Origin of the sequence: Wenzhouxiangella sp. XN24, assembly GCF_011064545.1 — a bacterium.
Taxonomy (GTDB): domain Bacteria; phylum Pseudomonadota; class Gammaproteobacteria; order Steroidobacterales; family XN24; genus XN24.
Genome location: NZ_JAAMFG010000011.1, coordinates 1 through 299 on the forward strand (window position 1 = coordinate 1; position 299 = coordinate 299).

At 66.2% G+C, this 299-nt stretch carries 1 protein-coding gene; it reads left to right on the plus strand.

The genetic code is table 11. The features are described 5' to 3' along the window. Positions 1–299: methyl-accepting chemotaxis protein (locus G6032_RS00180; RefSeq protein WP_240901832.1), on the plus strand; the 299-nt coding region annotated here is incomplete at both ends.

The following is a 299-nucleotide window of genomic DNA, read 5'->3' on the forward strand; positions in this document are numbered from 1 at the left end:
GAAGTCGTGGTCACCATGGGGGCGATCACCGAGAGCTCCAAGAAGATCGCCGACATCATCCAGGTCATCGACGGCATCGCCTTCCAGACCAACATTCTGGCGCTCAATGCTGCCGTCGAGGCAGCCCGGGCCGGGGAGCAGGGTCGCGGCTTCGCCGTGGTCGCCGGTGAGGTCCGCACCCTGGCGCAGCGCTCCGCCGCCGCCGCCAAGGAGATCAAGACGCTCATCAACGACTCCGTCGATACCGTCGAGGGTGGTTCCAAGCTCGTCGAGCAGGCCGGCGCCACCATGGAGGAGAT